The following is a 24,709-nucleotide window of genomic DNA, read 5'->3' on the forward strand; positions in this document are numbered from 1 at the left end:
AGGCGGCAATGAAAGGCATTGTTTTCAGCGAATTTGTCGAGATGGTGGAGGAAAAATTCTCGGTTCAGGTCGCCGATGCGATGATCCTCGACACCGCCCCCGCATCGGGTGGGGCCTACACCGCGGTCGGCACCTACGACCACCGCGAACTGCTCGCGATGGTGGAACACCTCAGCCTGGCCACCGGCATCGCCACGAGCGAACTGGTCAGAACACTCGGTAGCCACCTCGCGCAGCGTTTCGATGTCCTGTACCCGCAGTTCTTCGCCAATATCGACGGCGTGTTCGAGTTTCTCGAGACCATCGAAGAACACGTGCACGTCGAGGTGCGGAAACTCTATCCGGAGGCGGAGCTGCCAACGTTCGAGACCCGACGCGACGGACAGGCTTCGATGTCCATGACCTACCGGTCGAGTCGCCCTTTCGCCGACCTCGCCGAGGGACTGATCGAAGGTTGTGCCACCCGGTTCGGCGAAAAGGTGGAGATCGCGCGTACCGATCACGACACCAATGGCCGTTACGTCACAACCTTCGAGTTGACACGCTGTCCAAGATGAACGACGGATTGGCGATTCTGCAGCGGCGCTTCGAGCGCGAACGCCGAGCCCGGAAACAGGCCGAGCAACTGCTCGAGGAAAAGAGTCTCGCCCTCTACCGGTCCAATGAACAGCTGCAGATCCTGACACGTGAACAGGCCGCCAGCCTGGAGGTGCTACGCAGCACCGCCAACGCGCTGCTCGCCAGCGTCGGCTTGCAGACTGCGGACTACGAGCACAACGACATGGCGGACCTCACGCGTGTGGTCAGCGAGATCGTGCAGGACCGCGAACGCCTGAGACGTGACATCGAACGGCAGATGTTCGCAATCAACCAGCATGCCATCGTGAGCATCGCGGACGCGGACGGAAGCATCGTGTACGCGAACGAACTGCTGTGCGAGATCAGCGGCTACGAGCGAGAGGAGCTGATCGGCCAGAACCATCGTCTCGTCAACTCGGGCGTCCAGGCACCCACCTTCTTCTCGGATCTGTGGCACACGATCAGCCACGGACAGGTGTGGCACGGAGAGATCTGCAACCGCGCCAAGCACGGCAGCCTGTACTGGGTCTCGGCAACGATAGTCCCATTCGTCGACGAAGCCGGCCATCCCGAGCAGTACGTATCGATCAGTACCGACATCACCTTGCAGAAACATATGCAAGAGGAGGTCCGCGACAGTCGATTGTTCCTGCAGAGCCTAACGGAATCTCTGGGCGAGGGCGTATACGCACTGGACCAGCACGGATACTGCAGCTTTCTCAACCGCGAAGCGGCGCACCTGCTCGGTTGGTCGTTGGTGGAACTGTCGATGACGCCATTTCACGAAGCCGTACAGCTGACCGACGCGGTCGGCAACGCCCTGTATGGCACCGACGATATCGTGGCGGAGCTGCTTCGCGACAAACGGGAGTACCGCTCCGAGTATGACACTTTCACCGCAAAGGATGGCCGCCTGTTCCCGGTCACGATCACGATAGTTCCGCTGATCCAGGACGACGAGGCGAACGGCGTCGTAGCGATCTTCAAGGACATCACCGACCGAAGGCAGACGGAAGACCGGCTGCGTGAAGCAACGCGCCGCGCGGAAGAGGCTAGCCGTGCGAAATCGGAATTCCTCGCCAACATGAGCCACGAGATACGTACGCCGATGAACGCGATCATCGGAATGTCACATCTGGCACTGCAGACCGAACTCACCGGGCGACAACGCAACTACATCGAGAAGGTACACCGCTCGGCGGACTCGCTACTCGGCCTGATCAACGACATCCTCGATCTTTCCAAGATCGAAGCGGGCAAACTGGACATCGAGTCAGTGCCGTTTCGCCTGCAGACGCTGTTCGACGATCTTGCCAATACGCTGGGATTCAAGGCCGAAGAGAAAGGTCTCCAACTGTTGTTCGACGTTGGTTACGACGTGCCCCAGACGATCGTTGGCGATCAACTACGCATCAATCAGGTATTGATGAATCTCTGCAACAACGCGATCAAGTTTACGCATGCCGGCGAGGTGGTGGTGGCTGTCAACGTCGGGCGTCGGAGTGCTGGCCAGGTCACGTTGGTCTTTGCTGTACGCGACACCGGAATCGGCATTACGGCGGAGCAACAGGAAAAGCTTTTTCAGTCGTTCTCTCAAGCCGATGCGACGACCACGCGTCGGTTCGGCGGAACCGGCCTCGGGCTTGCAATCAGCAAGCGCCTGGTCGAGATGATGGGTGGGGAGATTTCAGCCCAAAGCGTTACCGGCAAGGGAAGCACCTTCAGCGTCGAACTGACATTCGACACGGTTCCCGGGAATGCCGGCCCCGAGGTATACGATGTGCAAAGGATCAAGCTGCAGGACATGCGATGTCTTCTGATCGACGACAGCTCCAGCGCGCGAGTGATCTTCTCGTCGATGCTGGAGAACCTCGGCGTGCATGTCGATGCAGTGAAAGACGCCTTCGCGGCAAACGCCCGCCTGTCCACCGCAACACGAAGTGGCAGATACGACTTCCTGCTGGTCGATTGGAAGATACCCGGCGTCGACGGCATCGAGTTCCTACGCGGCCAGCAGTCGGTAATGGGCGCAGACATGCCCCCCGTGATCATGACCACGTCCTATGGCCGAGAGGAACTCGAGGAAGCACTCGCCACAGCCGGTCTGGATGTCGCCGCAGTGGCGCCAAAACCGGTCACGCCGGGCGACCTGAGGGAGGCGGTCTGCCGTGCCGTCGGGCGCAATCCCGCTGCCGAGCCCCCGGACCTCCCGCACACTCCGCGGAGCGGTCTGGACACCGCGACCGAACGCCTGCGCGGCGCACGGATCCTGCTGGTCGAAGACAACGAATTCAACCAGGAGCTCGCACAAACCCTGCTGACAAACGAACAGATCGAGGTCGTGGTCGCCGCGAACGGCCAGGAGGCGCTCGATATCCTCGAAGAGCAGGCCTTCGACGGCGTGCTGATGGACCTGCAGATGCCGATCATGGACGGATACACGGCGACCCGGGCGATTCGACAGCAGGCGCGTTTCTCCAAACTCCCGATCATCGCGATGACTGCAAACGTACTCAAACAAGACCTTACCGAAGCGACCGCAGCCGGAATGAATGACCACATTGCCAAACCGATCAACGTGCATGACATGTTCGTGATCATGGCGAAATGGATCCACCCGCAGACGCAATCCGGCTCGGCAAGCCGCGCTGCCGACGAAAACACCGGAGGCCACGGCGATGCACTGGATGGCCTGACCGGCCTGGATGTCCGATCCGGCCTGATACGTCTTGGCGGGAATCGTGAGATCTATCTGCGCCTGTTGCACAAATTCGTGGAGAACCAGTCTGGCGCGGTGCGCGATGCCGTCGCCGCAGTTGCGGCCGGCAACGATGGCGAGGCGTTACGCGTGTTGCACACGCTGAAGGGTGCCGCGGGGACCATCGGTGCCACCCGGTTGCAACAACTCGCGGCCGATGCCGAAGGTCGGATGCGCGCTGATCCACCGTATGCACCCGCCGAACACGACACCCTGCAGCACGAACTCGAACTGGTGGTCGAGCAACTTCGTGGCCTGCCCGTGTCCCTTGCCCAGAAAGTTCCCTCACCGGCCTACTCGGCTGTCGAGACAAAACAACTGATCGACCGGCTGCTACAGCAGCTCGCCGCATTCGACACCGCAGCCGAAGGGACTTTCGAGCGCCTGATGCAGATTGCCGGCGACCAGCTGTCGCACACCAAGCTGGTCCAGGTGCAGAACGCGATCCGCCGCTATGACTACGAAACGGCACACGCGTCGGCACGGGAACTGGCGGTGTCCGCATGAACCAGACGATGGACGCAAACACCGGTGAAGCACGGCGAAAGATACTGGCCATCGACGACTCGCCAGAAGTGCTGGACACGATACACGCGGCATTGCAGGGGGAGTTCCAGCTGCTGGCGACGATCAGCGCCCACCAGGGCGTCGAAATTGCCCGCCGCCAGCACCCGGACCTGATCCTGCTGGATGTGGTCATGGACCACGATGACGGTTTCGCCGTATGCCAACAGCTCAAGAACGATTCGGCGACGCGCGACATCCCCGTGATCTTTGTAACCAGCCTCGACAGCTCCGGCGACGAGCTGCGGGGATTTGCCGCCGGCGCGGTGGACTTCGTCTCCAAACCGATCGTACCGGTCACGCTGCGCGCCCGTGTTCGTTCGCATATCGAACTATCGGTGGCACGCAAAGCACTGCACACGGCAAACGACCAGATGGCCCAGGAACGCAAACTGATTGCCGAGATCGTGCTGAGCATGCTCAACGACGATCAGTTCCATGCCGAGAACATAACCTGGTCGAGCCACTCCTGCGACACCGCCGGCGGAGACCTGGTGCTGTCGGCACTCAGACCGAACGGTGACCAGCACATCCTGCTGGGTGATTTCACCGGGCACGGGTTGTCCGCGGCAGTCGGCACACCGCTGGTGGCACATCTGTTCTATTCGCTGACAGCGGCCGATCAGCCGTTCGAGGACATCCTGGTAGAGATCAACAACGTGCTGGTGCGTCGCCTGCCACTGCGCTGCTTCATGGCCTCGGCGGCCGTGCGCATCACCTCACCCGCGTCGGCGGCCGAGGTATGGAGCTTCGGCAACCCGGATCTGTTGCACCGTGATTCCGCGGGACACTGGTCACAGCTGTCTTCCTGGGAGTTGCCGATGGGCATCCAGTCGACGGCACAGCGGTACGAGGCGAGGCAGCTGTCGCTGGACGCCCGCGAGACCCTCTACCTGCTGACCGACGGACCCATCGAGGCGGTCTGCAAGGACGACAGCATGTTCGGCATCGCCCGGGTTCGCGAGGCCCTGGAGCGGCACGCCCAACGCGTCGAGGCGGTGATCGACGAGATCGTGTCGCAGGCAGCGGATCCCCATCGGCTGGATGACCTGACGATACTGAAGATCGACGGTTTTGGTGGGCCTGATGGCGGATAACGGCGAGACACAAGACCTGCTGCACAGGCAGGACATCCTGGTAGTCGACGATACGCCACAGAATATCGATGTACTGAAGGCGATCCTGAGCGACGCCTACAGCGTGCGTGCAGCGACCACCGGCGCGCTTGCGATGCGTATCGTGCAACAACGACCGCCCGACCTGATTCTGCTCGACGTCATGATGCCGGAGATGGACGGCTATGAGGTCTGTCGCCAACTCCGCTCCGACCCATCGACCTGTGACATTCCCGTGATTTTCGTCACAGCGAAGGCCGATGCGGAAGACGAACAAACCGGATTCGACGCCGGTGCGGTCGACTATATTTCGAAGCCGGTCAATCCGGCGCTGGTCCGGGCCCGGGTTCGCAATCACCTCACACTTGCCGATCAGAAGCGCGCCTGCCAGCGTACCGTTCTGGAACGTACGCGCGAGCTGGAGCAGGTGCAGAAGGCGGCGATCTTCATGCTCGGCGACGCCGGACACTACAACGACAACGACACCGGCACGCACATCTGGCGCATGGCCGCCTACTGCGCGGCACTGGCGCGCGCAACGCAATGGTCGGTCGAACAGGCGCAACTGCTCGAACTTGCCGCCCCGATGCACGACACCGGGAAAATCGGCATCCCCGACAGCATACTCAAAGCGCCGCGCAAGCTGACCGAGAATGAATGGGAGATCATGAAGACCCACACGCTGATCGGTCACAAGATACTGAGCCGCAGTCAGACCGAATTGTTCCAGACGGCGGCCACGATCGCCCTGTCACACCATGAGCGATGGGACGGTAGTGGCTATCCGCATGGCCGGCGCGGCACGCAGATCGCCGAGAGCGCACGTATCGTCGCCATCGCCGACGTGTTCGACGCATTGACGATGGAGCGACCCTACAAGACCCCCTGGACGATCGACGATGCCTTGGGATACCTGGTCGAACACGCCGGCACGCAATTCGACCCGCACCTCGTCGAGCGTTTCATCGCAATCCGACAGGAGATTCTCGCGATCAAGGAGCGCTGGGACACCGAGCAGGCGGCAGACGTCCCCTGATCGCCGGCCAGCCCGACGCAAGCACTTCGGCCCGGATTCAAGGTGCCGGAATACCGGCCAAGCTGTACCAATCGGAAGGCTTGAGCCGTCCGACCAGACGGAACCCGCCGCGCCCATCGGCCTCGAATACCACCGTTTCGGCCTCGTCGGGATAGACCGGCGTCGCCTCGCGAGCAACGTTGCCGTGCGCGACGACCAAGGTATTGCCACCGGCAACCGGCGACGTAGAGAGCAATTGCCGCGCGGTCGCGATCACCGCGGCGCGTCCTCCGAAATAGCGGGCGACACGCAGATTGATCACCGCGTCGGAGACCTCCACCTCGCCCATTCCGAGCAACCCGGCGGTCTCGCGGGTGCGGCAATAGGGACTGGCGACAACCCGGGCGACCGGAATTTCGAGCGCACGCATCGCCTCGCCGACCCTACGTGCCGTGGCCCTTCCCGTCGCAGAAAGAGGGCGCATGCGCTGCGCATCGCACGAGGTCCAATCACCCTCGCCGGTCACCCGGTCCTGCACCGACCAATCGGTCGCCGCGTGTCGCATGTACAGGCTGTATCCACCGCTGCGCAGCGCGCCGATCAGCGCCTGTCCCTGCAGTTCGACCGGCCGCTCGTTCGCCATTGCCCCGGCGCAAAGCCACAGCAGACCGATCCCCGCCAGCAGGCGGTGCGGCCTGTGTCCGGGCGACCCCATCGCCCGGCCTATTGCAGTTGCTCGCGCAAAAACGCGACGAACCGGTTCCATGATTTCCGGTCGGCCTGCTCGCGGTAACGCTCGCCGCCGAACACAGTGAAGGCATGCGGTGCACCGCTGTAGGAGATCATCTCGTGTCCGACACCGGCCTGTTCCAGCTGTTTACCGAGTGCGGCGAAATCATCCAGGCTGATCGCCGTGTCGGCGGAACCGTGCAGTACCAGGATCTCGCCATGCACCTTCGAGTAGTCCTGGCCCTCGGGCGTACCCAGGCCACCGTGGAAGGTCACGAACCCCCGCATGTCGGCACCGGCGCGCGCCAGTTCCAGCACGGCCGCACCGCCGAAGCAATAGCCCATCGCCACCGCGCGATCGACGTTCGCACCCTGCGCGGCAGCGGCCGCAATTGCACCGTCCATCAGCGCGCGCATCTTCTCCCGGTCCTTGTACAGTTCACCGGTGTGCTGGCGCCGGTCTTCCACCTTGGTCGGGCGTACGCCGGCACCGAACAGGTCGGCGGCAAAGACCTGATAACCGAGCTCCGCGAGCATCTGCGCGCGCTTGATCTCGTAACCGGTGAGGCCGTCCCAGTCATGCAGCAACAACACGAAGGGGGCCTCGGCCGACGGCGATACGTAATAGCCTTCGTAGGGTTGGCCGTTGACCTCGTAGGTAACCGCGGCACCTTCGATTGCCGTGGCCACAGGTGCCATCAACGACAGTCCGACGACGAGAATCATTGTGCCGAACATGCAGACCTCCGGAACCTGTGATCGCGAGACTTTGGGCGCAGGAGAAGTATAGAAAACCTCCTCGCGAAAGGCGGGGTGGTTTCCATGGTGTGATCACGGTTAACCTCTGCGCCACGGCCGCGCCATCCCGGCGCACCGCATCCAAGGGAGTCAACAATGGCCGAACTGCCGATGCACTACGAGACAAATTATGCCTGGCGGGGTGAGGAATCGTCGGGCCTGCTGTCGATCGAGGGGCGACCCGACCTGCTCACCGGCACCCCCCACGATGTCTCCCACTACTGCCCGGAGCACCTGTTGGTCGCGACGGCGGAGATCTGCCTGGCCAACTATGTACTGTTGATCGCCCGCCTGTCGAAACTCGAGGTACGCGCCTATCGGTCCAGGGCCGAGGGCGAACTGGAACGCGAAGAGAAGGCCGGCTACCACTTCAAACGAATTCTGATCCGGCCGGAGATCCTCGTGGACAGCGGTAGCGAGGCGCTCGCCCAACGGGTCGTCGAGAAGGCACACCGCAGCTGCCTCGTCGCACGCTCGCTACGCTGCCCGGTCGATATCGAGCCGCAGATTTCCACCTGATGCAGCGGCGTCGCAGACCATAGTCCGGCCGCGTGATGTGAGACGCATGCTTGGCGGATTGACGATCGCGCTGCTGTCATTGCTCGTACTCAACGGCGTGATGTATCTGTTGCAGCCACAGATGACGTTCTTCCCGTCACCGGTACTCGAAGCGACGCCTGCCGACTGGGGCATGGTGTACGAAGACGTCGTGTTTCAGACCGAAGACGGCGCAAGCCTGCATGGCTGGTTCCTGCCGGGTCCCGCGTCCGGCCCTACGCTACTTTTCCTGCACGGCAATGCGGGAAACATCTCGCACCGTCGCGAGTCGCTCGAGATCTTCGCAGGACTCGGAATGGCGGTACTGATCTTCGACTATCGCGGTTACGGGCGCAGCACGGGACTACCGGGCGAATCCGGTCTGTACCGGGACGCCGCCGCCGCGTGGGACTACCTGACCAGACAACGTGGGATCGACAGTGCCGATATCGTGGTCTTCGGCCGATCGCTCGGCGGGGCGGTCGCCGCGCACCTGGCCTCCCAGGTGCATCCGCGTGCGGTGATCCTCGAATCCACTTTCAGCTCGGCACGCGATTATGCGCACACCATGTTCCCGGTGCTGTCGCGCATCGTGTGGCTGCGTCACTCCTTCGACGCAGCCCATGCCATCGCGCAATCGCGCGCGCCGCTCCTGGTGCTGCACAGTCCAGAGGACGAGGTCATACCCTTCGCACTCGGCCAACGGCTGTTCGACGCGGCGCCCGAACCGAAACGTTTCGTTGCACTGCGCGGCGGCCACAACGACGGCTTCCTGTTCAGTCAACCCCGATATGCACAGGTCCTGCAGACCTTTCTGCGCGATCTGCATGCGGCAAAACGCTGACCGCGTTCGCATCGGACACCGCCGATCGGCTATTCTCAAGCGACCGACGGCCGCGCCGCACGATGGCCGATGTCGTGCCACAGCCAGGGAGGCGGCAGCATCGTGGAGAACCGAGAGTGAACGTCACACACAAGTGCCCCATCGGGCTGATCCTGCTGCTGGCGGTCGTGTTGGGAGGCTGCGCCACACCACCGCGTTGGCCCGCGATCAGCGAATCGCCGACAGCACAGTACACGGCAGGGCGCTGGGTCTGGATCGATCTGCTGACCCGCGACGTCGACACGGCGCAGCGTTTCTACAGCAGCGTATTCGGCTGGACGTTCGAACCTCACCAGGGCGCGCGCGACCGTTACCTGTTGGCCCGCGATGACGGCCGCCCTGTCGCCGGCATCGTTGCAGACCCGCGCGGCAACGAGTCGGCACGTAAGGCGCGCTGGCTCGGCCTGTTGTCGGTTGCCGACGTGGCGGCAGCCACGCAAGACGCGACCGAGCACGGAGGCGCGATCCGTCTTGGCCCGCGTGATCTCAAAGGCCGCGGCGAGGTCGCCGTGCTGGCCGACCCGGAAGGCGCCGTGTTCGCCATCATTCGCACCGACGGCGGGGACCCACCGGATCGTTTCCCCGAGATCGGCAACCTGTTGTGGATGGAACTGTGGGCTGCCGATGGCAAACGTATGGCGACGTTCTACGAATCGCTGGCCGGATATCACATCCAACACGCCGAGGCTTCGGGTGATTTCGACGAATGGCACCTGGTCGCCGCAGATTACCCACGTGCCGGCATCGTGCAGGTCAAGGGCAACGACCGCGCCTCCGCCTGGCTGCCGTATATCCGGGTCGCCGACCTGTCCGCAGCGCTCGCCAGAGCAGAGGCCGCCGGCGCGCAGGTACTGGTCGCGCCGGCAAAGGACATCCGTGCGGGACGCATCGCGGTGATCATAGATCCGGTGGGCGCTGCGCTCGGCCTTGCCGAATGGCCGGAATCCGGTGTGGGGGGTGGCCAATGAAGCTTTGCACGCACACCGGACGCAACGTCTTGGTGGGCCTGGCAGCGGCCGGCCTGCTGCTCGGCGGCTGCAGCGGTGGCCGCACGTCGACGCACGTCGGGATCAGCTACAGCACGGGCTATTACTGGCCGTACGATCATTGGCACGATGACGACATATTCATCGTTCCACCGCCTCCCCGCCCGGACCGGCCCGATCGGCCGCGACCGGTTCATCCGATTGCGCCGGCGCCGGTGCACCCCACCCCGCTGCCCGCACGTCCCATTCCGCGCCCCGCGCCGCGACCGATGCCGCGAGGTCGACTGCGTTGAACGAACGGCATCAAGCGCGTGCGATGCGGTTGCCGGATGTCGATGGCGGCCGCCGGGCGACGTGCACCGACGACGCATCCTGAACGGCGCGGCAGATGAGCGGTACGGGGTTCGATTATCAAGGTTTCGAAGAGGCGCGGGCCCGCTTGCGCCGTCGACGTCGGCGCATCCTGCTGCCGATCGGCGTGGTGGCGATCATGCTGCTCGCATTGGTCGGAACCGCGGTACTCGACTACCGGATGATGCGCGAAGACGCGCTGGCATTGTCGCAGGGTGTGATCATCAACCTGCAGAGTCGTATCGAGACCGAAGTGGAGGCATACCTGCTGCCCATCTCCGGGATCATTCGCCTGACCCGGGACCTGCTCGGTGACCAGCCGGCTGGTGAGGACAGGCAGGCCCGCGGTGTGGCGATCGGCGTTGGCGCACTGCGTAACGCGCCGCAGCTCAGCGCGCTGTTCGCCGGCGACCGGCAGGGTGCCTTCCTGATGGTTCGACGTCTCGACAACGGCCAGGCCGCCACCTTCGAGACCAAGCTGATCCCGGCGGCCGAGACCGGGACGGAACGGAAGATCGAGTACGTGACCCTAGACGCCGCGGGCAAGGCGCTTGCGCGTCGTCTCGCACCCTGGGACAACTACGATCCCCGCGAGCGGCCCTGGTACAGCGGTGCGCAGGCGACCGGCGATCTGTTCTGGACCGATGTGTATCCGTTTTTCAGCAGTCACGCCGCAGGGATTACCGCATCGCTGCCGGTTACCGCTGCCGACGGCGGCGTCAAGTCGGTGATCGGTGCCGACGTGACCCTGCAGAGCCTGAGCCTTTTTCTGCAATCCCTGACGATCGGCAAGACAGGTATCGCCCTGATCGCCGACGACCAGGGTACCGTGATCGCCCATCCGCGCGCCGAACTGATCCGCGAGGGCGCCGACGGTGGACTGCGCCTCACCAGGATCGACGATCTCCGCAATCCGGTCGTGACGCGTGCGTTCGATCATTTCCGCGTCGAGGGTCACGGACGCCGCGAGTTCGACCTCGACGGCCGCCGTTACATCAGTTCCACCTGGTCGCTGGAACCCTTGCTGCACCGCGCGTGGACAATCCTGATCGTCGTGCCCGAAGACGACTTTGTCGGCTTCGTCGTCGACAACGTTCGGCAGACTTTGTTGCTCGGGCTCAGCGTCATCACGCTCGCCGCATTGCTGGCCGGTCTGCTGATCCGCCAGGGTCTGCGCGCCGACCGCGACGCCCTGCACGTGCTCGAGCAGCAGGCCCTGCTGGACGCGCGTGCCAGCGCGATCGACACCCTGGCGGGGCCGCCCGGATCGGCCCATAGGCCGTTCAGCGAGGCAATCTGCCGCGCCGCGGACGTGCACCGCGTCAGCATATGGCACTGGAGCGCAAAGACCGAGGCACTCGAGTGCGTGGATTGCTACGATCGCGATGCGGAAGGCCACACCCGCGGGACACGCCTGCTGAGACGCGACCATCCGGCGTTGTTCGAGGCGCTGCAGGCGCGCACGGAGGTGGTCGCCCCGGACGCCGGTGACGATGCCCGCCTCGCATCGCTCGATGTGCCCTACCTGTCGCCACTCGGATGCCGCGCGCTGCTCGGTCTACCGATCGCGCACGGTTCGCGGGTGCGCGGTGCGCTGTGGCTCGAGGACCAGGCGCCGCGCGAGACATGGCCGGAGCAGACCGTGCGATTCGCCAGGGCCGCCGCCAGCCTGCTCGCATTGCGGGTGGCATCGGCGACGACACCGGCGGCAGGCGCCGACGACCGCGCCGTATCGCCTACCTCCCAGCCGGTGGGCGTACAGCAGGCGCCGCGCACCCCGATACCGTTCCCGCTGCAAGACATCGACACCAGCCTGGGCCAGCGGCGGGCCGCGGCATTCGCTGCACGTCTGTCGGATCACGCCGGGGACGTCGGTGCGCGCCTGATCGACGCCCTCCCGGTAATGACCCTGCGGCTGACGGACGCCACCGTGCTCGCGGCCCCGGCCGAGGCACAAGCCGAGGAGCCGATCGTCAGCGTCGTCGTGCGCGGCCTGCAAGAGGCCGCGGCGCAGCACCGGGTCGCTTACCTGAAGTTCTTCAGTGATCAAGTCGTCGCCTCTGTCGATCCGAACGAAGATTCGGCCGTCGGCCTGGACCACGTCGTCGCCTTTGCGCTGGACGCCAAGACCCTTTGCGAGAACGCATTCGCCGGCCATCGCGTCCCACTGGCTTTCCGCATCGGCATCGATATCGGTCCGGCGATCGGCAGTGTGATCAGCCAGTCGCCGGCGACATTCGCGTTCTGGGGCGAGGCCGTGCAGACCGCGGGGCACCTGGCAGACAGCGGCCTTCCGGGTGCGATCCATGTCAGTGAGACGGTCTATCAGGCACTGCGTGACCACTATCTGTTTCAGCTACGCGGCCATCACTACCTCGAAGGGCTCGGCGAGTTCACGACCTACCTGCTGGGTGGCCGCCTGTGAATCTCGAACACTCCGCTAGGCGTCGCAACAGCGTGGCACCGCGAGTGCTACGTATCCTGCACAACGTCGTGCGTCGCCTGATGCACCGCGGCGAGCGTGGCCTGTTCCTGATCGGTGAGCTGGTCAGCGTTTTTGGGCGTGGCTTCGTCGCGAGTCGCTGGCGGCGCACGATGCGTGAGGAGTTCGCCGGCTACCTGTACGAGGTGGGGCTACGCGCTGTCCCCGCGGTGGTCGTGATCGCGCTGCTGGTCGCGATCGGCCTGGTGCTCCAGATCCTCTATTGGCTCGGTTACGCGGGTCAGCAGGGACGCATCGGAGAGTTCCTGGTACTCGCACTGGTGCGCCAGATCGCACCGCTGTTCACCGCCTTGGTCGTGATCGGGCGCAGCGGCGCCGCACTGGTGGACGAGGTCGGCCAACTCGCAGTCAGCGGCCATCTCCGCCTGCTCGAATCCTGCGGCATCGATCCGGTCGATCTGCTGGTGATTCCGCGCTGCTTCGCGACCGCATTGGCGACCCTGCTGCTGACGCTGGTGTTCCTGCACACCGCGCTCTGGTCCGGGTACGTAGCCGCATCGGTCGCCGGGGTGACCAAGCTCGGCGCCGGCGAGTTCATCGGTGACGTGTTCGGCACGATGTCGCTCGCCGATCACGCGGTATTGTTCACCAAGCCGTTGCTGACCGGTTTCGCGGTGGCGTATATCTCGATCCGGCTCGGCATGCGCGCCAACCGGCGCCTGCACGGTATCCGTAAGGCATTGCCTCAGGCATTCATGCTCTCGCTGCTCGCAACCTTCCTGATCAACACGCTGCTCTCGAGCGCCTTCTGAGCCCTGTCCAGATGATGTCCGACGCCCCCACCGACAGCGATGGCCCGATTCTCGATACACACCGGCTGCGGATCGCGGCCGACACCGGCCTGTCGGCGCTCGAATTCGATCTGCAGGTGCTGGCCGGCGAGTTGCACCTGTTGTATCTGCGCGACCGCCGCACCGCCACGACGGTTGCTGACGCCCTGCTCGGTATCGGTAGTGCCGGCGGTACGGTCCGCTATCTTGGTCAGGCATGGCACGACCTCGATCACGATGCATCGCTGCGCCTGCGGCGCGGCATCGGTCGCGTGCGCGGTGATGGCAACTGGAACGAGACAAGACCGGTGATCGACAGCGTCCTGCTACCGGCCAGACACAACGGGGTCGTCGAGGACCGGGTGCTGCGCGAACAGGCCGGCAAGCTGGCACAACGTTTTGGCCTGCCCGGCCTGCCCACCGAGTTGCCGGCACGTTGTCTGGTGTCTGACCTCGAACGCGCTGCGTGCGTGCGGGCCTTTCTCGGCCGCCCCGTGCTGGTTATTCTCGAACACCCGATGCAGTTTGAGGACTCGGCCATGCTGGCGCCGTTGATCGAAGCGATTCAGCAGGTCCGCCGCCGCGGCGGTGCGGTGCTATGGTTCACCGAACACCGCCAGCTCGCCGCCGATCGCGGTATCCCCGCGGACCGGCGTCATCACGTGGTCGGTTCGCAACTGCATCCGCTGGGAGGACGGCCTTGAACTGCGCATTGTGCTCAACGGGCGTATACGTCCGAATTCGGCACGGGGATTGACCGGTGGCGGACCGCTCGAAACGCTTCAGTCGCGTGATGCTGGGTGCCTTCGTGGTGATTGGCGCTGCACTGTTCGTGTTTGCATTGCTGCAGGCCAACGCGGTACGGGAATGGCTCAACCCGAGCAAACAGTTGCGACTGGTACTGCCGGACGCCGGCCTGTTCGGACTGCGTGAAGGCGCCGACATCGAGATCCTCGGCACGCAGGCGGGTAAGGTCACGCAGATCGTGATCGATCCCAACGAGAAGATACATGCGGAGGCGAAGATCGACCCGGACATGGCGGCGTTCGTCAGGCGCGACTCCAAGGCGATCATCCGCAAGACCTTCGGAGTCGCCGGAGACGCCTACCTCGACATCACCCGTGGTTACGGTGAGGAGATGGACTGGGAATACGCGGTGCTGCGTGCCGAGCAGGACCGCGCGCCGACCGACAGCATCGGTGAGATGCTCGAGGACGTGCGTAGCCGGGTGATGCCCATCCTTGCACAGACCGAACGTGCGATCACCGCCCTCGCCGATCTGACCGAGAGCCTCGCCAATCCCGACGGCCACCTACAGGGTATGTTGACCGACGTTCGCGCACTGACCGCACGCATCGAACGGGGCGACGGCTCGCTCGGTCGCCTGCTGTCGAGTGACCGTACCGCGCAGGACTTCGACGCCCTGCTGAGCAGCGCCAACCAGACCATGGCCGCCTTCGGTCCGATCCTTGCCGAGATCCAGACCACGGCGAACCAGATCGCGGCCCTGTCGAGCTCCATCAACGCCCAGTCCAAGGACCTGCCGGCGATCAACCGCAGGGTCAACTCGATCCTGGCCTCGCTTGACGACGTACTCGTCGACCTCCGCCAGACATCGCCACAACTGCCGAAGATCACGAAGGATGTCAGCGTGGCCACCGCCAACGTGCCGGTGTTGCTCGGCATGACCCAACAAACGCTGGTCGAACTGAACGCACTGCTGCGTCAGCTCCGCAACAACTGGTTGCTCGGTGGTGGTGGCGATGCGGCACCAGGGGACGGTCGACTGCCGGCCGGTGCGGTGCGCCCATGAGGTGGCGGTACATGCACTGGCGATTCGCGGTACCGCTGGCCGCGATCCTGACCTGGGGCTGCGCCGGCAAGCCGCCGGCGGCCACGCCACCGCCCGACGAACGCCAGTCGATCAGTCGCGCGGCCCAGCTCGCGTTTGCGCAGGACCAGTACGGCCAGGCCGCAACGCTTTACCAGGCGGCGCTGGAACTCGCGCTGGCCGCCGACGACGCCCGCTCGATCATCGACACCCGCTTCAACCTCGCGCTGACCGAGACCTATCTGGGTCGGTATACGGCGGCGCTGGATCAGGTCGACCGCGCGGACGCCGAACGCGCCCGACGAGGCCTCGGCGCCGATCCGGAGCTGCAGCTGTTGCGCGCGACGATCCATTACCGAGCCGGTGACGACCGCGCCGCGGCGTCGGTTCTGTCCGGCCTGCTGCAGGTCCCCGGACTGTCGCCGGACACGAGTGCACGCGCACATTTTGTCGCCGGGTTGATCGCCGCGGGTCGCGCCGATCCGGTGGCACTTGCCGATCATCTCGCGGCCATACCGGAGGGCGCGGCGCCGGCCGTGGCAGCCGACCGGCTGGAACTCAGCGCACGACTCGCCGCGTTGCGCGGCGACGCGGCTCAGGCACTCGACCAGTTCGACCAGCTGGTGGAGCAGCGGGCGCTGCAACGCGACTACCGCGGGATGACGCGTGCGCTGGCCGGCGCCGGCGACATCGCCGAGACCTCCGGACAGTCCGCGCGGGCCGGCGCCTACCTGCTGCGCGCCGGGCGAAGCGCGGCCCAACGTGCGGCACCCGAGGCCCGCGCCTGGCTGGAGCGTGCCCGCGACCTCGCCCGGCGCAGCGGCGATCAGGCCCTGTTGCGTGACGCCGAGACAAGCCTGGGGGCACTCGGTTCGACGGCCGACTGACCGTTCCTGTGGCCGCAACGTTTTGCGGCGACACATCACATGTCTGCGACACATACCCTTCCACAGCAACGGCGTTTGCGCGATAGTGCCCAGCGTGTCGCCACCTCGCCCGCTGGTGGGGAATCAATAACAAGTGTTACTGGGGAGAAACTATCATGGCGCAGGATCCGCGCACGTCGACTCATCGCTGGCGTTTCCATCGGCTCGGGGGATTCGACCAGGTCATCATCAACTCGGCAGACGATCTCCGGCACCTGTCGGAACTCGATCAGAAACTGTGGGCTGCGCTGAGCTGTCCGACCACCGGCGTCGAATTCGACGAGCGTACGCTGGCAATGCTCGACAGCGACGGCGATGGACGGATACGCGTACCCGAGGTGCTCGCTGCGACGCGCTGGGTGTGCAGCGTGCTGAAGGATCCGGCAGAGGTGTTCAACGAGTCCGACGCGCTGCCACTGGACGCCATCGACGACAGCAACGACGAGGGCCGCCAGCTACTGGCTTCGGCGAAGCGCGTGCTGCAAAACCTCGGCAAGGCCGACACCACGGCGATCACTGCAGAAGAGACAGCGGATACCGCGAAGATCTTTGCCGAGACACGCTTCAATGGCGACGGTGTGGTGCCACCGGCATCGGCCGCCGACGAGGCGATCGCCAAGGCGATCGAGGACATCATCGCGAGCGTCGGCTCGGAGACGGATCGCAGCGGCGCCGAAGGGATCTCCGAACAGCTGCTGGAGACCTTTTCCACCGAAGCGCAGGCGTTCCTCGAGTGGTGGGGCGAAGCCGAGGCGGACGCCGACAACGTACGCCCCCTCGGTGATGCGACCGAACCGGCCGCGGCGGTGTTCGGTACGGTCAAGGCAAAGATCGACGACTATTTCACGCGTGCCCGGCTGGTCGCCTATGACCAGCAGGCGGCGGGTTTCCTCAATCCGGGCGAGGCCGATTACAGCGCGCTGAAACTGACCACGCTGTCCGCTGCCGACGAAGCCTTGGCGGCCTTCCCGGTCGCACGTGCCGATGCCGACCAGCCGCTGTCGCTGACCGAGCACGTAAACCCCGGCTGGGCGGCGGCGCTGGATGCGTTCCACAAACAGGTCGTGGTGCCGCTGCTCGGCAAGAGCGATACGCTGAGCCGTGAACAATGGGAAGACATCACCGCGCGCTTCGCGGCGCATTCGGCGTGGCAGGCACGTCACCGTGGCGATGCGGTCGCCGGACTCGGTGCGGCGCGCGTGAAGGAACTGATGGACACCGGTGTACAGGCGGCGATCACCGACCTGATCGCCGAAGACAAGAAACTCGCGGACGAGGCCGAGGCGATCAGCTCGGTCGACCGCCTGGTGCACTACTATCGCCACCTCGATACATTGCTGCACAACTTTGTGTCGCTGCGCGATTTCTACACACCGGATATGTCGGCGATCTTTCAGGCGGGTACCCTGTACCTCGACGGTCGCAGCTGCGAGTTGTGTGTTTTCGTAAAGGACATCGCCGCGCACAGCGCACTCGCGACCCTGAGTCAGACCTATCTCGCGTATTGCGAGTGCCGTCGGCGTGGCGGCGAGGACAAGATCACGATCGCCGCGGCGTTCACTGGCGGCGACGCCGACAACCTGATGGTCGGGCGCAATGGCGTGTTCTACGACCGGGACGGCAACGACTGGGACGCGACCATCGTCAAGCTGATCGAACACCCGATCAGTATCTCCCAGGCGTTCTGGTCACCCTACAAGCGCATCGGCAACATGATCTCGCAACAGATCGAGAAGTTTGCCGGCGCGCAGGACAAGGCAGTCGAGGCCAGCGCCGCCAAGGGTGTCGGCGACCTGTCGGCGTCGGCGCAGTCCGGCAAGGCGCCACCGACACCGTTCGACATCGGCAAGTTCGCCGGGATCTTCGCCGCGATAGGGCTCGCGGTCGGCGCGATCGGCACCGCGCTCGCCTCGGTACTGACCGGCTTTCTCGGCCTGACGCTGTGGCAGATGCCGTTGGCGATCGCCGGTCTGCTGCTGTTGATCTCCGGCCCCGCGATGTTGATCGCCTACATGAAGCTGCGCCGCCGCAATCTGGCGCCGATCCTCGACGCGAATGGCTGGGCGGTCAATACGCTGGCGCGGATCAACATCCCGTTTGGAACCTCGCTGACCGGTACCGCCGAACTGCCGCAGGGCGCGCAACGCTCGATGCGCGATCCCTATGCGGAGAAGAAGCGGCCATGGAAGACCTACCTGTTCCTGCTGGTGTTGTTTGCGATCGTCGGCGGCCTGTGGCAGAAAGGCTATATCCACCAGTGGTGGGCGAAGATGCAGCACAAGGGGGAGACCACCGAACAGCAGGCTGCACCGACCGACAAGGACGCGACAAAAGACGCAGCACCGGCAGCGGATACCGCACCGGCCAAGCCGGCATCCTGAGGCAGGGTCTTCGCCACTCGCAGGGGCACACGGCCGCGCAACGCGGCCGCGTGCCCAGCTGGGTGGATTCCGACAAAACCCGTGCGCTATGCTGCGCGGTCTATTCAGCCAATACCGAGACGGGACCTATCTGACATGGCAGCAGGATTCACTGCGACCAGCTTCCTCGGGCGCCTGATCGCCGCCCTGGCACTGGTCTTCGCAACCTACAATCCGAGTGGCTACTCGTACTATCACTGGGCACGAGAGCGCCTTGAGCAACTCGATCCGCTAGTCGCGCTGGCCGGCATCGTGCTGTTGATCGGTTGGGTGATGTTCGTCCGCGCCACGCTGCGCTCGCTGGGTCTGCTCGGACTGCTGCTCGCCGGCGGTTTCTTCGGCACCCTGGTGTGGCTGGCGATCGACCGCGGTTGGCTGGCGGCCGACAATGTCACTGCGCTGACCTATGTCGTCCTCGTGCTGCTCTCGGCGGTGCTCGCGACCGGGATGTCGTGGTCACACATCCGCCGTCGATTGAGTGGACAGCTCGACGTCGACGACGTCGAAGAGGAACACTGATCGCAGCGTACGCGGCCTGGGCGCACCGCACACGGCGGAACATTGGTCCGCCAGGCACACCGATGGCGAACCGGCATCACTGCGAAAACATTTCGTAGACGTCACGGCCCGGCGTGACCGGGCGCTTGCTCTGGCGATCGACCGGCGCCCATAGCGACAGCGCCCTCGCCAGCAGCTTGCCGTCGGCCTTGCGGATCACCTCGGTGTGGCGCTCAAAAAGGCGCCGACCGGCCTTGCCCACCCAGGTCCGCACCCGGACCGTGTCTCCCTCGAGTGCCGGCCGCTTGTACTCGATCTCGTGTTTCGCGACCACCCACAGCAGCGCATCCCGCTGCGCATCCGTGGCACTTGCATACCAATGCGCAGTGGCCGCCTGCTGTACCCAGCGCAGGTACACGACGTTGTTGACGTGCCCCATCAGGTCGATGTCTGCGGCATCGACCGTCACCTCGATCTCGTAGGTTCCGAGTGATGACACCGTGTTCACTGCGAGATCTCCATTGGCTCGCTACATGCGTCGACCACGACACATGACCGACAGGCCCCTCAAGATCCCCGTCGCTCCGACGAACGTCCGCCACCACGGGTGCGCCAGTATCGTCTGACGAACGCCACGATCGCGATCGCTCCGATCAGGCTCCACAGCGCGAACTGCTGTTCCGTGGAACCCATGCCCCGTCCCACGCCCGCGCCGATACCGTAGAGATCGCTCGGCGCCGTCACAGCTCGGTAGCCGAAGTAGATGCTCACGACGAACAGGGCCCCGGCACCGAACAACATCACCGCCGTCAACAACAGTTTTCTCTTGATCATTCATCACCCCGCCGCCGTTTTCGGCTCGTGACCACCGTCGACCCCGCTGGTCGCCGACGGCTTTCATCGCTGGTCCAGCGCCGCGAGTATCAGGCGTGGGTTGTACCCGCGAATCACCTGGTCACGAACGACGATCAACGGCACACCGCTGCCGCGCAGTGCCTCGTACTGGCGCCTGCCTTCTGCAGAGCGTTCGATATCGTACTCGAAATACGCAATGCGCTTTTCACGGAACAGAGCGCGTGCCTTCGCGCAATAGCCGCACCATTGCGCACCGTACATGATCACGTCCGCCTGGCCAGCGGTGCCAGCCTCGGGTGCCGGCTGAAACAGCATGGTGATCTTTTCCCAGTGTTGAACGGCCGCCAGAACGACGACCAGAAACAAAACTCTGCGCATCGCGATTTCAGACCCACGGCCTCGGTAGTCTTCCTGCTCTGTGGCTTCGGCCGATTGTCATGGATCTTGCGCCGGGCTGCGAAGATCGTCGCCGGCGTCCGGTCACAGACCCGGCAACGGCAGTCCCAGTCGGGTCATACATTGATTGAGCTTGCCCAGATACGCTGGATTCTCCTCTTCGTCGTCCGGCGGCACGAGCAGATTGCAGCACAATGCCGCAACACTGCCATCCGCGGACGTACGCACCGTCACGGGTTCAGCCACATAGGCGTCCAGGCCTGCGCCCCAGTACAGGCTGTTAAGCTCCTCATGGGTCAAGGCGTAGACGATCCCATGCGCCTCGCCGTGCGGCACCCGCAACAGCGTCGCCATCCTGCCAATACGCAATCGATAACCCGGCAACACGCCAGTGCGGGGGTTGCGTGGCGTCACGCCCCTGGACTGCAGCAGCTCCGGGTCCATGTAGAGCCCGTAAAAGAAAACGTCCACCAAGCGGTCCGCGGAGTTGTCCATCGGCTTCCTCCCTGTTCATCAAACATAGCGCGATACGCGCTGCAGAGGCCTTGCGACAGCGGGTGCTGTTGTGCCGGCTTAGGGCCCGTCTCGTCTGCGTGGCGCAGGACGCATCTTGTCCGGCAGCGCGTCGAATTCCGGCAGTGTGTCCGGCTGGGTGAACCAGACTGCACGCGATGCACAGAAGATGTTTTGCATCGGTCGCACGACCGGATCTCCTTCGAGTGTCCCTGCCGGAACGACCACGACCTTGCCGGTCTGCGCCAACCACGGCAGGGATGAGCCGCAATGACCACAAAAGGCCGTCGCGAAGTGCTTGGCTTCGGCCAGCTCGAATCGCCTGACGAGGTGCTCTCCGTGCGACCAACTGAAATCGTCCGGCGCGACCAGCAGATTCGCTGCGAATGCACTACCGGTGAACTTGCGGCATCGCGAGCAATGACAGTACTGGAAGATCCCCAGGTTTCCGCGGATCTCGTAGGCGACCTGCCCGCACAGACAGCGCCCGCTTATCGGGTAGTCAGACATGCTTCCGCCTCACGCTGCCGGTATCGACGCGAGTCTACCGGCGACCTCTCGTCGACCCATCGATGACATTCAATCCGTCGGAAACCGCGTTGTGCGCACCACGGTGCACACCTGCAGCGCATACTCGGCATAGAAGGATTCGCAGCCTTTGACCTTGGCCTTCGCGTGTTCGGCGTGCAACGACCATGCTTGTTGGGCCGCGTCCGACTCGAATTCCACGATCGTCACGCGCTCACCGTCCTCCGCGGTGAACACCTTGTGCGACAGGTACCCCGGCATCGTCTTCACCAGCGCGTTCATGCGTCCGGCCCACGTGGTGTATTCGTCGATGGCCTCGGGTCTCAGCCGGGACCGGAACACTGTGACGATCATCGAGACGCTCTCTTGCCAGCGGTGGTTGAATAGTCGTCGTGCGCTGTGCCTGTATGGGGCGGCACGGCAGCTGCCGCGACCGACCGACGCTCCCGATTATTTTTTGGCCTCTTGCGCCTGCAGCGCATGATAGCGCTTGCATGCCGTTTCTTTCTCGATGCGGCGCGCATCGGTACGGTCCGCCGCGTATTGGGCGACCGCGAGATTGCATTGTTCGCGCGCCTCGTCGACCTTGGTCCGCTGCGCGGACCAGCTGATCTCCGCCGAGGACGACTGGTAGCTCAACGCGGCATGACAGTACATGTCTTTGAGCTTTGGATAGCCCGCATAATCGCTGGGGTGCTCCTGGAGGTAGGTGCAGGTTTCGTTGAACAGCGACTGCGCCGCGACCGTGCACCTGGAGAATACGACCGCGTAGGATCGCAGGCCGTCACACACCGATGGGTACTGGACCTGCCAGTCCTGGTAGGAATAAGGCACGCGGATGCCTTGATGTTCGACGACGACGGACTGGGTGCCTGCGCCGTCGGCGGCCAGATCCTGCATTGCGCGGTCCGACACCAGATCGATATAACTCGCGAACACCGCCGTGACTGGATCCATGCTCGTCTCCTCTTCATCGTTGCCAACGCCAACGTCGAGTCGTGCCGGGTCGGGGCTCCATCTGCGCTGCAACGCAATCCGCACGCACAGGGCCGTGCAGCATGCCGGGCGTCCCTTTCCTTCCTTCCCGACGCTGACTCAAGACCCCGTGGACAGCGAAACGAGGTAACCCATCAGCGGCGTATTCAAGGTCAAGTATATGTGTACCGTACCCGAAGCCGTAGCCTGCCGCGATACGTCGGTCGACAAAGAACGCGGGTTTAATGAAGGCCATTCGCCCTGTCGGCCTGGGTCACTCCCGCGTAGCCCCAGTCTTCACCCGGCACTTCGTGAATCACGATATAGCTGGCCTCGGCGAGTCCGCCCAGTGTATCGGCCAGCAATGCGTGCAGTCGGCGCAACAAAGTCGCCTTTTCATTCCCACTGTTGGTGCCGGCGGTGATCTTGACATCCACGTAAGCGGTCACGCCGTCGCATGGACGTCCGGCGATACTCCAAAGCACTGCGTCGGCGCCGCCGATACGAACGGCGGTCACGTCCGCCCGTTTGTGCGCCACCTCGGCCATCGCCTCGGTGATGCCACGGGCCAGTAACGCGGCCTGGCGTTCGGTCGGTCTGGGTTGAAGCTGGACGGATATGTAAGGCACAGCGGTTCTCCTTGACGACGATGACGTTGAGGTTAAGCTGGCCGAGAACATTTTATAAATGAATTATTTGGATTTATTTAATCGTAAAAATGAATATATTGCGCGACCTTGAACTCGAACTGCTGCGTACCTTCGTCGCCGTCGTGGATGGGGGTGGTTTCACCCGGGCCGCCGAACGGATGCACCGTACCCAGTCGACCGTCAGCCAGCAGTTGCGGCGCCTGGAGGAGCGGCTGGCGACACGGTTGCTGGCGCGCAATACACGCCACGTGACCCTTACCGAACGGGGTGAGCTGCTGCTCGGCTATGCGCGGCGACTGCTCGCACTCAACGACGAAGCCCTGGCCGCGCTGGACGAGACCCGGCTCGAGGGACGCGTGCGCCTCGGCTCGGCGCAAGAGGTGGCCGACGGCGGCCTTGCCGAGATACTCGCCCATTTCACGCGTCTGCATCCGGGGGTCACGCTGGAGGTCCGCGTGGATGCGAATCTCCGCCTGCTCGATCTGATCCACCGTGGCGAACTGGATCTGGCGGTGTCGTTCCTCGACCCGGGACAGACATTGCCCGGAGATGTCCGATGCGAGGTGATAGACCGCCTGCGGCGCGTCTGGGTGGCCTCGCCGAACCTGCGGTTGGACGACACGCAACCGCTGCCGTTGGTGGTGCCAAACGGCCCCTGCGTCTTCCGCAACGCAATGCTGCACGCACTCGATGCAATCGACCGCCGCTGGCGCATCGCGCTGTCGACGCCAAGTCTTTCCGGCATGCGCGCCGCGCTCCGCGCCGGACTCGGCATCGGCGCACGCGCCGAACGCTGGCTGGAGCCGGATCTGAGGATCTTGGAGCATGCGTTGCCACCGTTGCCGGACGTCGAGCTGGTGCTGTTGTCGACCCGTGCGATCGACGAACAGATGCTTGAGCGACTGCGCATGACCCTGACGGAAGAACTGATTCCGCGGGGGCGGCACGACCGATCCACGCGCCACCGCGGGCCAGCGTCCGCCGCCACCCGACCCTAGTTGCGCCAATCGGCGCACCGGTTTCCGCGCCCGCTTCGGCCGACACGATCTATTGAGGAGAGACAAGCCGGTGAACATCCATCTGGTAACGACCGACGAGGCGATTCGCGCGTGTTTTCCTGTCATGCGCGAGCTGCGTCCACATCTGGATGTCGGCGGATTCGTTGCACAGGTCCGCGACATGTCGACCTCCGGCTACCGCCTGGCCGCGCTGCTCAGCGGTACCCAACCGGTCGCCGTGGCGGGCTTTCGGATCGCCGAGAACCTGGCATGGGGGCGCCATCTCTATGTGGACGACCTGGTGACCGCGGCCGCGCAGCGGTCACAGGGCCACGGCGCCGCGCTGCTGCGGTGGCTGCGTGAACACGCACGCAAACACCAATGTCGGCAACTCCACCTGGACTCCGGCATGCAACGCGTCGATGCACACCGGTTCTATGCGCGTGAAGGCATGACAAAGGCCGGCTATCACTTCGTCCAGCAGCTCGAATAGTCGGCGCGCTCCGGTGCGCGAGCGTCCGGCCGCGCAAC

The 24,709-nt window shown here is 64.3% G+C and carries 26 protein-coding genes; 16 read left to right on the forward strand and 10 right to left on the reverse strand.

What is annotated here, in order from left to right; all coding sequences use genetic code 11:
- Nucleotides 1-8 precede the first annotated feature (8 nt).
- Genes H6955_03030 through H6955_03045 form a run of 4 tightly spaced genes read left to right on the forward strand, consistent with a single transcriptional unit; the run spans nt 9 to nt 6,052 of the window.
- Nucleotides 9-557: a heme NO-binding domain-containing protein gene (locus H6955_03030; protein MCP5312502.1), complete on the forward strand. Its 549-nt coding sequence runs from the start codon at nt 9-11 to the stop codon at nt 555-557.
- On the forward strand, nt 554-3,844 hold the full coding sequence (locus H6955_03035) for a response regulator (protein ID MCP5312503.1): 3,291 nt from the start codon (nt 554-556) through the stop codon (nt 3,842-3,844). Before H6955_03030 ends, H6955_03035 begins: the two co-directional genes overlap by 4 nt.
- On the forward strand, nt 3,841-4,998 hold the full coding sequence (locus H6955_03040) for a fused response regulator/phosphatase (GenBank protein ID MCP5312504.1): 1,158 nt from the start codon (nt 3,841-3,843) through the stop codon (nt 4,996-4,998). The genes H6955_03035 and H6955_03040 overlap by 4 nt, the downstream gene beginning before the upstream one ends.
- A gap of 19 nt (nt 4,999-5,017) precedes the next feature.
- Nucleotides 5,018-6,052 carry a response regulator gene (locus H6955_03045; GenBank protein MCP5312505.1) on the forward strand — a complete coding sequence of 345 codons (1,035 nt, stop codon included), beginning with the start codon at nt 5,018-5,020 and terminating at the stop codon, nt 6,050-6,052.
- A 37-nt stretch (nt 6,053-6,089) separates the two neighbouring features.
- Here the strand turns inward: H6955_03045 and H6955_03050 are convergent, their stop codons facing one another.
- Nucleotides 6,090-6,746, reverse strand: a complete 657-nt coding sequence (locus tag H6955_03050; protein ID MCP5312506.1) for a histidine phosphatase family protein — start codon at nt 6,744-6,746, stop codon at nt 6,090-6,092.
- 8 nt (nt 6,747-6,754) lie between these two features.
- Nucleotides 6,755-7,498, reverse strand: coding sequence for a dienelactone hydrolase family protein (locus H6955_03055; protein MCP5312507.1), 744 nt, complete (start codon nt 7,496-7,498; stop codon nt 6,755-6,757).
- 156 nt (nt 7,499-7,654) lie between these two features.
- Here H6955_03055 and H6955_03060 point away from each other — a divergent pair, with 156 nt between their 5' ends.
- The 10 genes from H6955_03060 to H6955_03105 all read left to right on the forward strand — a co-directional run bounded on the left by H6955_03060 (nt 7,655) and on the right by H6955_03105 (nt 19,284).
- Nucleotides 7,655-8,077, forward strand: coding sequence for an OsmC family protein (locus H6955_03060; GenBank protein MCP5312508.1), 423 nt, complete (start codon nt 7,655-7,657; stop codon nt 8,075-8,077).
- Nucleotides 8,078-8,123: 46 nt separating this feature from the next.
- A complete protein-coding gene (locus H6955_03065) occupies nt 8,124-8,939 on the forward strand; it encodes an alpha/beta hydrolase (protein ID MCP5312509.1) in 816 nt (271 codons plus the stop codon).
- Nucleotides 8,940-9,055: 116 nt separating this feature from the next.
- Entirely contained in the window at nt 9,056-9,946 is an 891-nt protein-coding gene (locus tag H6955_03070) for a VOC family protein (GenBank protein ID MCP5312510.1), read from the forward strand.
- 406 nt (nt 9,947-10,352) lie between these two features.
- On the forward strand, nt 10,353-12,740 hold the full coding sequence (locus H6955_03075; protein ID MCP5312511.1) for a GAF domain-containing protein: 2,388 nt from the start codon (nt 10,353-10,355) through the stop codon (nt 12,738-12,740).
- 32 nt (nt 12,741-12,772) lie between these two features.
- A complete protein-coding gene (locus H6955_03080) occupies nt 12,773-13,570 on the forward strand; it encodes an ABC transporter permease (protein MCP5312512.1) in 798 nt (265 codons plus the stop codon).
- Between the two features lie 11 nt (nt 13,571-13,581).
- Nucleotides 13,582-14,292 carry a hypothetical protein gene (locus tag H6955_03085; protein MCP5312513.1) on the forward strand — a complete coding sequence of 237 codons (711 nt, stop codon included), beginning with the start codon at nt 13,582-13,584 and terminating at the stop codon, nt 14,290-14,292.
- 56 nt (nt 14,293-14,348) lie between these two features.
- Nucleotides 14,349-15,401, forward strand: coding sequence for an MCE family protein (locus H6955_03090; protein ID MCP5312514.1), 1,053 nt, complete (start codon nt 14,349-14,351; stop codon nt 15,399-15,401).
- Nucleotides 15,402-15,412: 11 nt separating this feature from the next.
- A complete protein-coding gene (locus H6955_03095) occupies nt 15,413-16,306 on the forward strand; it encodes a hypothetical protein (GenBank protein MCP5312515.1) in 894 nt (297 codons plus the stop codon).
- Between the two features lie 155 nt (nt 16,307-16,461).
- Nucleotides 16,462-18,726, forward strand: a complete 2,265-nt coding sequence (locus tag H6955_03100) for a hypothetical protein (protein MCP5312516.1) — start codon at nt 16,462-16,464, stop codon at nt 18,724-18,726.
- Between the two features lie 135 nt (nt 18,727-18,861).
- A complete protein-coding gene (locus H6955_03105) occupies nt 18,862-19,284 on the forward strand; it encodes a hypothetical protein (protein ID MCP5312517.1) in 423 nt (140 codons plus the stop codon).
- Between the two features lie 76 nt (nt 19,285-19,360).
- Here H6955_03105 and H6955_03110 read toward each other — a convergent pair whose 3' ends face one another.
- From H6955_03110 to H6955_03145, 8 genes are all read right to left on the reverse strand, one after another.
- On the reverse strand, nt 19,361-19,762 hold the full coding sequence (locus H6955_03110) for an acyl-CoA thioesterase (GenBank protein ID MCP5312518.1): 402 nt from the start codon (nt 19,760-19,762) through the stop codon (nt 19,361-19,363).
- A gap of 68 nt (nt 19,763-19,830) precedes the next feature.
- Entirely contained in the window at nt 19,831-20,097 is a 267-nt protein-coding gene (locus H6955_03115; GenBank protein ID MCP5312519.1) for a hypothetical protein, read from the reverse strand.
- A 63-nt stretch (nt 20,098-20,160) separates the two neighbouring features.
- Nucleotides 20,161-20,496 carry a glutaredoxin family protein gene (locus H6955_03120; protein MCP5312520.1) on the reverse strand — a complete coding sequence of 112 codons (336 nt, stop codon included), beginning with the start codon at nt 20,494-20,496 and terminating at the stop codon, nt 20,161-20,163.
- Between the two features lie 102 nt (nt 20,497-20,598).
- Nucleotides 20,599-21,009 carry a gamma-glutamylcyclotransferase gene (locus tag H6955_03125; protein MCP5312521.1) on the reverse strand — a complete coding sequence of 137 codons (411 nt, stop codon included), beginning with the start codon at nt 21,007-21,009 and terminating at the stop codon, nt 20,599-20,601.
- A 78-nt stretch (nt 21,010-21,087) separates the two neighbouring features.
- On the reverse strand, nt 21,088-21,537 hold the full coding sequence (locus H6955_03130) for a GFA family protein (protein MCP5312522.1): 450 nt from the start codon (nt 21,535-21,537) through the stop codon (nt 21,088-21,090).
- A gap of 69 nt (nt 21,538-21,606) precedes the next feature.
- A complete protein-coding gene (locus tag H6955_03135; GenBank protein MCP5312523.1) occupies nt 21,607-21,909 on the reverse strand; it encodes an antibiotic biosynthesis monooxygenase in 303 nt (100 codons plus the stop codon).
- Nucleotides 21,910-22,005: 96 nt separating this feature from the next.
- The gene (locus H6955_03140) at nt 22,006-22,512 is read right to left on the reverse strand and encodes a hypothetical protein (protein ID MCP5312524.1); all 507 of its coding nucleotides are present in this window, start codon (nt 22,510-22,512) and stop codon (nt 22,006-22,008) included.
- A gap of 260 nt (nt 22,513-22,772) precedes the next feature.
- On the reverse strand, nt 22,773-23,210 hold the full coding sequence (locus tag H6955_03145) for a tautomerase family protein (protein ID MCP5312525.1): 438 nt from the start codon (nt 23,208-23,210) through the stop codon (nt 22,773-22,775).
- Nucleotides 23,211-23,248: 38 nt separating this feature from the next.
- On the opposite strand from H6955_03145, the gene H6955_03150 reads away from it, so the two are divergent.
- Nucleotides 23,249-24,178 (forward strand): LysR family transcriptional regulator, encoded by a 930-nt coding sequence (locus H6955_03150; GenBank protein ID MCP5312526.1) that lies wholly within the window; start codon nt 23,249-23,251, stop codon nt 24,176-24,178.
- Nucleotides 24,179-24,302: 124 nt separating this feature from the next.
- Complete coding sequence (locus tag H6955_03155) at nt 24,303-24,671, forward strand: GNAT family N-acetyltransferase (protein MCP5312527.1); 369 nt, start codon at nt 24,303-24,305, stop codon at nt 24,669-24,671.
- Nucleotides 24,672-24,709 lie beyond the last annotated feature (38 nt).

The organism is Chromatiaceae bacterium (genome assembly GCA_024235395.1).
GTDB lineage: Bacteria > Pseudomonadota > Gammaproteobacteria > Chromatiales > Chromatiaceae > Thiosocius.

What these genes read in the sequence shown, in the direction of transcription:
- H6955_03030 (MCP5312502.1), top strand. Translation starts at nt 9, where the DNA reads ATGAAAGGCATTGTTTTCAGCGAATTTGTCGAGATGGTGGAGGAAAAA.
- H6955_03035 (MCP5312503.1), top strand. Translation starts at nt 554, where the DNA reads ATGAACGACGGATTGGCGATTCTGCAGCGGCGCTTCGAGCGCGAACGC.
- H6955_03040 (MCP5312504.1), top strand. Translation starts at nt 3,841, where the DNA reads ATGAACCAGACGATGGACGCAAACACCGGTGAAGCACGGCGAAAGATA.
- H6955_03050 (MCP5312506.1), bottom strand. Translation starts at nt 6,746, where the DNA reads ATGGGGTCGCCCGGACACAGGCCGCACCGCCTGCTGGCGGGGATCGGT.
- H6955_03055 (MCP5312507.1), bottom strand. Translation starts at nt 7,498, where the DNA reads ATGTTCGGCACAATGATTCTCGTCGTCGGACTGTCGTTGATGGCACCT.
- H6955_03060 (MCP5312508.1), top strand. Translation starts at nt 7,655, where the DNA reads ATGGCCGAACTGCCGATGCACTACGAGACAAATTATGCCTGGCGGGGT.
- H6955_03065 (MCP5312509.1), top strand. Translation starts at nt 8,124, where the DNA reads ATGCTTGGCGGATTGACGATCGCGCTGCTGTCATTGCTCGTACTCAAC.
- H6955_03075 (MCP5312511.1), top strand. Translation starts at nt 10,353, where the DNA reads ATGAGCGGTACGGGGTTCGATTATCAAGGTTTCGAAGAGGCGCGGGCC.
- H6955_03085 (MCP5312513.1), top strand. Translation starts at nt 13,582, where the DNA reads ATGATGTCCGACGCCCCCACCGACAGCGATGGCCCGATTCTCGATACA.
- H6955_03095 (MCP5312515.1), top strand. Translation starts at nt 15,413, where the DNA reads ATGCACTGGCGATTCGCGGTACCGCTGGCCGCGATCCTGACCTGGGGC.
- H6955_03100 (MCP5312516.1), top strand. Translation starts at nt 16,462, where the DNA reads ATGGCGCAGGATCCGCGCACGTCGACTCATCGCTGGCGTTTCCATCGG.
- H6955_03105 (MCP5312517.1), top strand. Translation starts at nt 18,862, where the DNA reads ATGGCAGCAGGATTCACTGCGACCAGCTTCCTCGGGCGCCTGATCGCC.
- H6955_03115 (MCP5312519.1), bottom strand. Translation starts at nt 20,097, where the DNA reads ATGATCAAGAGAAAACTGTTGTTGACGGCGGTGATGTTGTTCGGTGCC.
- H6955_03120 (MCP5312520.1), bottom strand. Translation starts at nt 20,496, where the DNA reads ATGCGCAGAGTTTTGTTTCTGGTCGTCGTTCTGGCGGCCGTTCAACAC.
- H6955_03125 (MCP5312521.1), bottom strand. Translation starts at nt 21,009, where the DNA reads ATGGACAACTCCGCGGACCGCTTGGTGGACGTTTTCTTTTACGGGCTC.
- H6955_03130 (MCP5312522.1), bottom strand. Translation starts at nt 21,537, where the DNA reads ATGTCTGACTACCCGATAAGCGGGCGCTGTCTGTGCGGGCAGGTCGCC.
- H6955_03135 (MCP5312523.1), bottom strand. Translation starts at nt 21,909, where the DNA reads ATGATCGTCACAGTGTTCCGGTCCCGGCTGAGACCCGAGGCCATCGAC.
- H6955_03140 (MCP5312524.1), bottom strand. Translation starts at nt 22,512, where the DNA reads ATGGATCCAGTCACGGCGGTGTTCGCGAGTTATATCGATCTGGTGTCG.
- H6955_03145 (MCP5312525.1), bottom strand. Translation starts at nt 23,210, where the DNA reads ATGTTCTCGGCCAGCTTAACCTCAACGTCATCGTCGTCAAGGAGAACC.
- H6955_03150 (MCP5312526.1), top strand. Translation starts at nt 23,249, where the DNA reads ATGAATATATTGCGCGACCTTGAACTCGAACTGCTGCGTACCTTCGTC.
- H6955_03155 (MCP5312527.1), top strand. Translation starts at nt 24,303, where the DNA reads ATGCGCGAGCTGCGTCCACATCTGGATGTCGGCGGATTCGTTGCACAG.